The organism is Psychrobacter sp. T6-1, assembly GCF_052258445.1.
The window spans coordinates 1-8,892 of sequence record NZ_JBQQFC010000095.1; the positions used below are offsets into that span (position 1 = coordinate 1).

The 8,892-nt window shown below is 37.6% G+C and carries 8 protein-coding genes; 3 read left to right on the forward strand and 5 right to left on the reverse strand.

Annotation, left to right across the window (positions count from 1 at the left end; genetic code table 11):
* The 3 genes from ACTXGO_RS07015 to ACTXGO_RS07025 form a co-directional block, all read left to right on the forward strand.
* A partial coding sequence (locus tag ACTXGO_RS07015; protein ID WP_443573823.1) for a glycosyltransferase occupies nt 1-633 on the forward strand: 633 nt, incomplete at its 5' end.
* Nucleotides 634-649: 16 nt separating this feature from the next.
* Nucleotides 650-1,648: a stealth family protein gene (locus ACTXGO_RS07020; RefSeq protein ID WP_443573834.1), complete on the forward strand. Its 999-nt coding sequence runs from the start codon at nt 650-652 to the stop codon at nt 1,646-1,648.
* Nucleotides 1,649-1,826: 178 nt separating this feature from the next.
* A complete protein-coding gene (locus ACTXGO_RS07025) occupies nt 1,827-2,984 on the forward strand; it encodes a hypothetical protein (RefSeq protein WP_443573824.1) in 1,158 nt (385 codons plus the stop codon).
* Between the two features lie 110 nt (nt 2,985-3,094).
* Here the strand turns inward: ACTXGO_RS07025 and ACTXGO_RS07030 are convergent, their stop codons facing one another.
* The 5 genes from ACTXGO_RS07030 to ACTXGO_RS07050 all read right to left on the reverse strand — a co-directional run bounded on the left by ACTXGO_RS07030 (nt 3,095) and on the right by ACTXGO_RS07050 (nt 8,753).
* Nucleotides 3,095-4,261 (reverse strand): nucleotide sugar dehydrogenase, encoded by a 1,167-nt coding sequence (locus ACTXGO_RS07030; protein WP_443573825.1) that lies wholly within the window; start codon nt 4,259-4,261, stop codon nt 3,095-3,097.
* On the reverse strand, nt 4,258-5,244 hold the full coding sequence (locus ACTXGO_RS07035; RefSeq protein ID WP_443573827.1) for an NAD-dependent epimerase: 987 nt from the start codon (nt 5,242-5,244) through the stop codon (nt 4,258-4,260). The genes ACTXGO_RS07030 and ACTXGO_RS07035 overlap by 4 nt, the downstream gene beginning before the upstream one ends.
* A 101-nt stretch (nt 5,245-5,345) precedes the next feature.
* On the reverse strand, nt 5,346-6,290 hold the full coding sequence (murB, locus tag ACTXGO_RS07040) for a UDP-N-acetylmuramate dehydrogenase (protein WP_443573829.1): 945 nt from the start codon (nt 6,288-6,290) through the stop codon (nt 5,346-5,348).
* A gap of 6 nt (nt 6,291-6,296) precedes the next feature.
* Nucleotides 6,297-7,559 carry a UDP-N-acetylglucosamine 1-carboxyvinyltransferase gene (locus ACTXGO_RS07045; RefSeq protein WP_443573831.1) on the reverse strand — a complete coding sequence of 421 codons (1,263 nt, stop codon included), beginning with the start codon at nt 7,557-7,559 and terminating at the stop codon, nt 6,297-6,299.
* A 99-nt stretch (nt 7,560-7,658) separates the two neighbouring features.
* The gene (locus tag ACTXGO_RS07050) at nt 7,659-8,753 is read right to left on the reverse strand and encodes a glycosyltransferase (protein ID WP_443573833.1); all 1,095 of its coding nucleotides are present in this window, start codon (nt 8,751-8,753) and stop codon (nt 7,659-7,661) included.
* Nucleotides 8,754-8,892 lie beyond the last annotated feature (139 nt).

Here is an 8,892-nt window from a genome sequence, read left to right on the forward strand (position 1 = left end):
ATGGTTTGTCTTACCGATGACAGTACTGGTATTGATCCAAATATCAAATGCTACCCAATTCCTGAGATGGACTTGCCGCGAGGGCCTGAGCGTGGCTGGAAAAAACTGACCACTTTCAGACCTGAGCTGTATGACCTAAAAGGGGTTGCGCTGTTTTTAGATATTGATATTGTTATCGTTGATAATATCGATAGCTTTTTTGCTTATGAATCCAAATATGATGATAGCGTCGTGATTATCCGCGATTGGAAAAAGCCATGGCGGATGATTGGTAATAGTTCTGTTTACCGCTTTAAAATTGGACAGAACACCTACCCTAATCTGCTCAGTAACTTTGAGCATAATTTTGATACTATCCGTACCCAAGTTCGTCATGAGCAAGCCTATCTATCCAACTATCTGCGCGAGCATCATCATTTAGAGTATTGGCCTAAAGAGTGGTGCGTCAGTTTTAAATATCAATGCATTGCCCCTATTCCTTTGAACTTCGTACGTGCGCCTAAACTCCCTGATAACGCCAAGATCGTTATATTTCATGGGGAAATCAATCCGCCCGATGCTATCGAAGGCGGTAGCGGCAAATGGTATCGTCATGTCAAGCCTAGTCCTTGGCTTAAGCAGTACTGGCAATAATGCTATAGGAGAGAACATGACACCGTACAATCAGACGCCTATAGATATCGTTATTGCCTGGGTAGATGGCGATGATCCTGTACTTAGACAAAAAAGGGAGCAGTATAAAGCTGGGATATCTATTGCCTCAGATGCTGCCAGCTCGACACGTTTTGCCAGTAATAATGAGATATATTACAACCTTGCCTCTATTATCAAGTACGTGCCGTTTTGTCGTCATATCTATATCGTCTCAGATAATCAGCAACCTGAATTTGTCGATGAATTTGCGAAACAAGGTATTTGTGAGAAGGACAAGATACGCATTGTAGATCATAAGGATATTTTTAGGGGTGTTGAGCAGTACTTACCCACCTTTAATACGCGCTCAATCGAAACGATGTTGTGGAACATCCCAGATCTGTCAGATTATTTTATCTATATGAATGATGATTTTTTCTTTAATCAGCCAGTAACTATAGATGACTTTTTAGATAACAATAATATTATTATTCACGGTCAGTGGCGCAAAAATGCGCCCTTACTTGTCAAACACAACTACCGTACTGCTTTGGCTAAATTGACCAAAAAACCTATGCAGCCTAAACATACTACGGCGCAGATGCTAAGTGCTCAAATACTGGGTATGACCGAGTTTTTTGAAGTGCATCATTATCCTCATATTGTCGATAAAAACATCCTGAAGAACTATCTATTAAACAACCCAAAACTGTTAGATGAGCAAACCAAATACAAGTTTCGAGACGTCGCGCAAGTAAACCCTATTACCCTAATGAATCATCTAAAAATTCAAGCTTGTGAGGCAGTACTTAAACCTCAAGCAGTCGTCAATTATCTTAAAAATGAAAATAGCGTTGAAGATTTTATTCTGAGCCTAGATAACAAATCAATCAAATACGGATGTATACAAAGTTTGGATATGCTCGATAGCGATTCTTGTAATAGAATTAGCAGCGCTATGACTCAAAAGTTTTTAGAACATCTACCATTATCGTTGTCACCAAATAATAGTTAATAATGTTGAACGCCAACTATTAAACCATAAATTTATAGAACTAGCCTGGAAACTGTAGGTATTAGTTATTGACTTATATTTTGAATTATTGAGGATTGAAATTATGGTTTTATTTGTGATATCGAACCATGCTGGATTCAATACGGGTCGAGGGGGTCATTATTATTCTTTGAGACATATGGCTGAAGCAATAGGTAAACATAGGAAAGTTGTTACTATAATATTAGGTACTGAAATGCCAATGGCATTAACAGGTATGGAAAATGCTTACTATGTGCCAACAAGTCTTCATCTACAAAAAAGAGGGTTGAAAAGAGCAGTTCATCTATTAGAAGAGCTAGATTTTTTATCTAAAATATCGGTAGTTCATGCATATGATGCAAAATCTGTATATATTGGCGCCTCTATCGCAAAAAAAATAGGTGCTAAGTTTTTACTAACAAAATGTGGTGGTAGAGTACTTAAAAGAAAGTATCCAAAAGTAAATTCTCTGATTGTTTTTCACGAAATGGATTACCATTACTATAATAATCATAAAGATTACTATAATAATGTCTATTTGGTTCCAAACAGAGTTAGAAATACGATCTACAATGAGAATAGGATACAACAGTTAGAAGATATTAGAGAAAAAACTAGTCTAAATATCCTAAAGATAGGAAGAATAGGTAAATATTATTATAAAACATTGACAGATACTATTAGGTTTTGTTCTGATTTGTCAAAATCTAATTATCAAATAAAACTTACGTTTGTTGGCTATGAAGAGTCGCCTGATATCATAAGAAAACTGAATATTTTGGCACAGGAATTAAACGTGAATCTGACTACTTATTCCGATAGTGCTTATACTTTAAACGCCTCTGAACTAATTTGGGCTTGTGATGTTGCTATTGGAACAGGAAGGGGCGCTATGGAGGCGCTATCAGCTGGAAGAATACTACTTTTTCCTGTTGCCAATTTCGATTACCCGTGTCTTCTCAATAAAGAAACCGCAACGTACGCAATGAGTGATAATTTCTCAGAGCGCGTAATACTACCTGAAGAGCTGAGTCAATATTGCGACCCGCACTATGTCATGACTTTATTATCAGATAATACATATGTAGAAAACCTAAAGAGTTTTGGTCTTGGGTTATTTAATTCTGATTTCAATGTAGACGTCGGAGCTAAGAAAGTTATTAATATTTACAATGAGAATCATACTTCAAAGTCTATGACTAGATGGTCCTTATTTAGATTGAGATTACAAGATACTGTAACTTACTATAAATTTAAATTAAAGATTTTTAGACGTAATTTAAGAGCAATATTGAAGAAGAAATATTACAATTAATTTAAAATGAACGACTATTAAATCTCAAAGTAAGCATCCTCTATAAATAGATTCGCGTTTATTTTAGTGCGATTCGGCTCTTTACTTAAAATATCATGGTATAAACGTTGTTAATCACTACCAAATAAATCTCGAGTATAAACTTTATCAATTACATCTTCTAATTCAGACGATAAGCGGTTGGTTAAAATAACATCAGCTTGTTGTTTGAAAGAAGTTAAATCTTGAATGACTCGTGATCCAAAGAATTGTTTCTCTTCTAGCACAGGCTCATAAACAATAACGTCAACGCCTTTGGCCTTTATACGCTTCATTACGCCCTGCATTGCACTTGCTCTGAAATTATCTGAGCCTGATTTCATAATCAATCGATAAATACCGACAACTTTAGGACTTCTCTTCAATACAGCGTCGGCAATAAAGTCTTTACGCGTGCGATTAGCATCTACAATTGCTCGAATCATATTGTTAGGTACATCTTGATAGTTAGCCAATAGTTGTTTGGTGTCTTTTGGTAGGCAATAGCCACCATAACCAAAAGATGGATTGTTGTAGTGAGCACCAATACGAGGATCTAACCCTACTCCTTCAATGATTTGCCGACTATCCAACGCTAATGATTCAGCATAACTATCTAGCTCATTAAAATACGCGACACGCATAGCTAAATAAGTATTGGAAAATAATTTGACAGCTTCAGCTTCTGTACTTTCAGTAAATAGTACGGGTACATCTTTTTTGATTGCACCTTGCAAAAGCAAATCTGCAAACTGCTTTGCTCTAGCTGAACGTTCACCAACGATAATGCGTGATGGATACAAGTTATCGTATAATGCTTTGCCCTCGCGCAAAAACTCAGGCGAAAAAATTAAATTAGGAACACCAAAGCGCTTTTTTGTCTCTTCTGTAAATCCTACTGGAACCGTTGATTTAATCACTATCGTTGCATTAGGATTCACTGCGGCAACATCGCAAATAACAGCTTCAACACTTTTTGTATTGAAATAATTAGTATTAGGATCGTAATTGGTAGGCGTTGCGATAATGACAAAGTCAGTATTAGTGTAAGCTTCTGTAGGCTCTAAGGTTGCTCTAAAATTAAGCATACTTCGATTCAAAAAATCTTGAATTTCTATATCTTCAATAGGCGATTGTCCATCATTTAATAATGCTATCTTCTCTGGCACAATATCGACTGCGACAACCTCGTTATGCTGGGCTAATAGCATAGCATTAGATAATCCGACATATCCTATTCCTGCTACAGCAATTTTCATCTTTGACATCCTGTTTTGTAGAACTTACGATACCAATCAACAAAGTGCCCAACACCTTGTTTTATGGTCACAGCCGGACGATGACCAGTTTTTTTGAATAAAGACTCAGTATCAGACCAAGTACGTGATACATCACCCGGCTGCATGGGTAGATAATTATAGATTGCTTTTTTGCCTGTTGCCTGCTCGATAGCATGAACAAACTCCATAAGTGCAACAGGGCTACCGTTGCCAATATTATATACAACGTGAGACTCTTGACCCGCATCAGACTTAGGTGGCATATCGAGTAGACGTACAATACCTTCGACGATATCATCTATATAAGTAAAGTCGCGTTGCATCTCACCATTATTGTAAATATCAATCGGCGACCCTTCAAAAATAGCTTTGGTAAACTTGAACAGAGCCATGTCTGGACGTCCCCAAGGACCATATACAGTAAAAAAACGCAATCCGGTGGCGGGTAGATTGTAAAGATGAGAATAGGCATGCGTCATTGATTCATTAGCTTTTTTAGTTGCTGCATACAGACTAATGGGATTGTCTACTCTATCTGTTACTGAAAAAGGAGTCTTTGCGTTCTCACCGTATACTGAGCTTGAAGAGGCATAAAGTAAATGTTTGATCCTACTGTTTCGGCAACCCTCTAATATATTTAAATGCCCTACTAAGTTTGAATCAGCATAAGCATGAGGGTTTTCTAATGAATAACGTACGCCTGCCTGAGCTGCCAGATGAATTACAGCATCAAAATTTTCATCTTCAAATAAGTTGGCTATGTCATTGCGGTTAGCAATATCTAACTGAATAAAACGTATGTTTGACAAATCAGCTAGATCGTTTAGCCGTGCAAGTTTGAGGGATACATCGTAATAGTCATTCAAATTGTCAATGCCGACTAAATCATAATCATAGGTTGCTAAACGCTTTGCGACCGCGTGACCAATAAAACCTGCCATACCGGTAATTAAGATCTTCATACTGACTCTGCTATGTGAAGTAAAATTATTTTATAATAGCTGTAAAACTATACTTTGCTATAAGTTAAAGGATTTAATTGTGTTCGAGCTCTAGACAACATTTAAATGTCTAGTATTTTTCCGTATAAGTTGACAAACTTCGCTTCGACAACCATCTTATATCCGGTTCTACAATGAACCGTTTCTCTTACTGTATTAATTAGAAAAAGAATATCTTTCGCCTTAGCACTACCGTTATTTACGATAAAATTGGCATGAAGATAAGAGACTTGAGCGCCCCCTCTACTTAAGCCCTTTAACCCGCAGTCTTCAATCACTTTACCTGGCGGTCCATAAGTTGCATACATATCAGGATTGCTCACGAACACAGAGCCGCAGTTTGGTAGTTTACGTGGGAATTTTTTTCGACGCGACTGTAAAATCTCTAACATCTCTTGGCGAATAGCACTCTTAGTTTGATTATTATTGAGCTTAAGTCCAACCTCTATGATCACCTCATCTCTTTCTTGAAAGATAGAACGGCGATAAGAAAACTTACACTCCTCTTTGGTATAACGTTTTACGTTGCCTTCTACGTCTACTGTGTCAACATAGTTGACTACACTACCAATACCTTTTCTTTGACTACCGCCATTCATGACAACAAGGCCGCCAAGGGTACCCGGTATGCCGCAAGTGTGTTCAATACCAGACAAACCCGCTTGCATTGCTGTTTTAGCTAGGCTAGGCGCCCATATACCGGGCTCGGCGGTAATCTCTGAGTCATTCACGTATACTTTTGAGAAGTTAGACCCTATCTGTACAACGACGCTTTGTAAGCCTTCATCTGCAAACAATAAATTTGTCGTGCTGCCTATGATTACTGAGGGTACATTGTTTTGATGGATCCACTGTCTAATTTTAATCAATTCATCTTTATTCTTAGGGCGAATAATGACCTCGGCTACTCCTCCTACTCGCCACTGACTGAACGTAGATAAACACGTTTTAAAAGTAATAATGTCAGGGAAAAGAGCCTTGAGCTCACTTATTCGTAACGCATTCATTAATATCTATCCAATACTGCCACTACAGTTTGCACCTAAAGCCTTTAGCTTAGGGATAAGATCAACATAGCCACGTCCGATTTGCCAAGCATCAGTAATAACAGTTTCATCTTCAGCAGCTAAACCGCATAAGGTAAGTGCGATGCCAGCCCGCAGATCTATTGCTTTAACTTGAGCACCTTTTAAGCCACCGCTACTGCCTATAACTTTAAGCATATCACCAGATATTTCGTACTGTAATCCCATACGCGCCATCTCTTTAGCGTATCCATAGCGACCAGGAAAACGCAAATCCACTATTCGTGACTCTCCTTGAGCTTGAGCAGCCCAAGCCGCCATAATAGGTTGTACATCTGAGTTAATACCCGGATGTGGTCCAGTACTTATCTCAAGCGGGTAACAACATCCGCCTCGAACAATAAGAGAGTTTTCGCCTGTATAAAGTTTTGCGCCTGCAGCTTTAAGATGGGTTAGAACAACTTCTAAATCAGCATAAGGAAAATCATAAATCTCTATATCACCTTTTGTGATAACTGCTGCTGCTAACCACGTGATCGCTTCCATATTATCAGCGATGACTTTATGTTCAACACCCTTTAGATGATCGACCCCAGTAATTTCGATATGTTCTTGTCCAAAAACTTTTATGTGAGCACCCATACTATTTAGCATCGTGATTAAATCGAGTATCTCTGGACGAATATGCGGATTCCAAATACGTGTAACGCCTCTCGCTAATGAACCTGCTATTATCGCGTTTTCTGTAGCTCCTGTTGAACGTATTGGTAAATGTATATCTGCACCTATCAGTCCAGCCTTTGCTTCTGCGCATAAATAGTCATCCTCCTCCCATACGTCTGCTCCTAACTTCTCAAGTAGCATCACATGTAGATCATACTTGCGCTCACCAAGTTTACATCCTCCTGGCAGAGGCACTTTTGCTTGTCCAAATCGAGCTACTAACGCACCCAATATAAGTAAAGTATTCCTAATTGAACGACCATCCCAAACTAAATTTGTTTTTAGATTAGTATTCTCTTTAATGACTATGGTGTCATTGCTTACAAGTACTGTCTCTTTCCCTAAAGAATTAAGCATATCAACATGTACTTGTGCATCTAGTAACTGCGAAGGATAGTTTTTTAGGATAATTTTTTCTTCAGATAAAATACTAGCTGCCAATAGACGTAAAGCTGAGTTTTTAGCGCCTGCTAGTACCACCTCTCCTTGCAGTTTACTTTTTGAAATGGTTAGCACATTATTAGTCATTCAAAATCTCGTTTTGTCTATACAATTAGACTTTATTATTAAATAAAAGGTTTTTAACTAAACTGACACAATAGAAGCAGTTTAAAATGAATAGTTCAATTATGATACTAGATAATCAACATACTGCTTTGCAATATTCTTAGGCAAGAACTTCTCATCAAAATCAACCTTGAATTTTTGCGGATCTTTCATCAATTCTGTCATTTTTATAGCTAACGCTTCTACATCGTCTACAGGCACAAGACTATCACTAGGCAACATCTCACTAGGCCCTGATGGACAGTTCGTGCTAACTACTGGAACCTGTAGAGCCAACGCTTCTGGTATGACTCGCACAAAACCTTCAAATCTTGAGGATAATACCAGTCCTCTGGCATGCTTCATGTACGGGTAAGGGTTTTTATTGAAACCCAAGAAAATAACCTTGTCATCTAATCCTAGGTTTTTAACCAAAGCTTTAGTTTGTTCTAGTAGCTTACCCTTGCCTAGTAGCACTAAGGGATAATCCGTAGAAGATTTGGCATAGGCTTTTATTAATACATCATGTGCTTTTTGATATGTGAGACTACCGACATGCAATATATACTGATCTGGTTGAAGCATTCTGTGAGGCGTACTAAATGATTCATTACTCATATTTTCAATTAGCTGCTTATCAAAAGCATTATAAATTGTCGTACTGGTGATATTCGTTCCCAGTCTTGCTTGTAGATCATTCTCCACACCTTTTGAGACACATACACAAGGATGTGTCTTATAGATACGCTGCAGTCTACTAATTTTCTTTTCCAAATTATGATTTTCAGTTAGCTTGAACTTATGAGAAATATCGTTTCTAATGATGTACATTATATTGGGTAACTTGCTATAAACCATAACTCTGTCAGATGGTTCTAAATTGGATAAAATAATATCTGGCTTTCCAATCTTCTTTGTAATAAATTTATCTACAGCCCTTGCAAATAACTGATGACGAATGCGCTCATTTGGTATGAGCTTATAAGGCTTAAATTTAAGCATATGATAATTCAGATTTGGATTTAGATCGTATTCTGTAAGAGATTTAAATCTCAAGATATGAACCTCATAACCCAATTCATAAAACCCTTGTCCCAAAGTCAGAACTGATCGTTCAGCTCCTCCTCCCTTTATAGCACTAATAATGAGAACAGCAATTTTGGAACTTTGATTCATAATTTATAGCCTACTGATGGATCGATATTTTTTTGTTCACTTTATTATTGAGACTTGACTACTCCTTCCAGTACTCTTCTATCCAATCTACTGGTAGAATAAAATGGCGCAGATGACGTAGTGGTTTTTTGAGATTTTT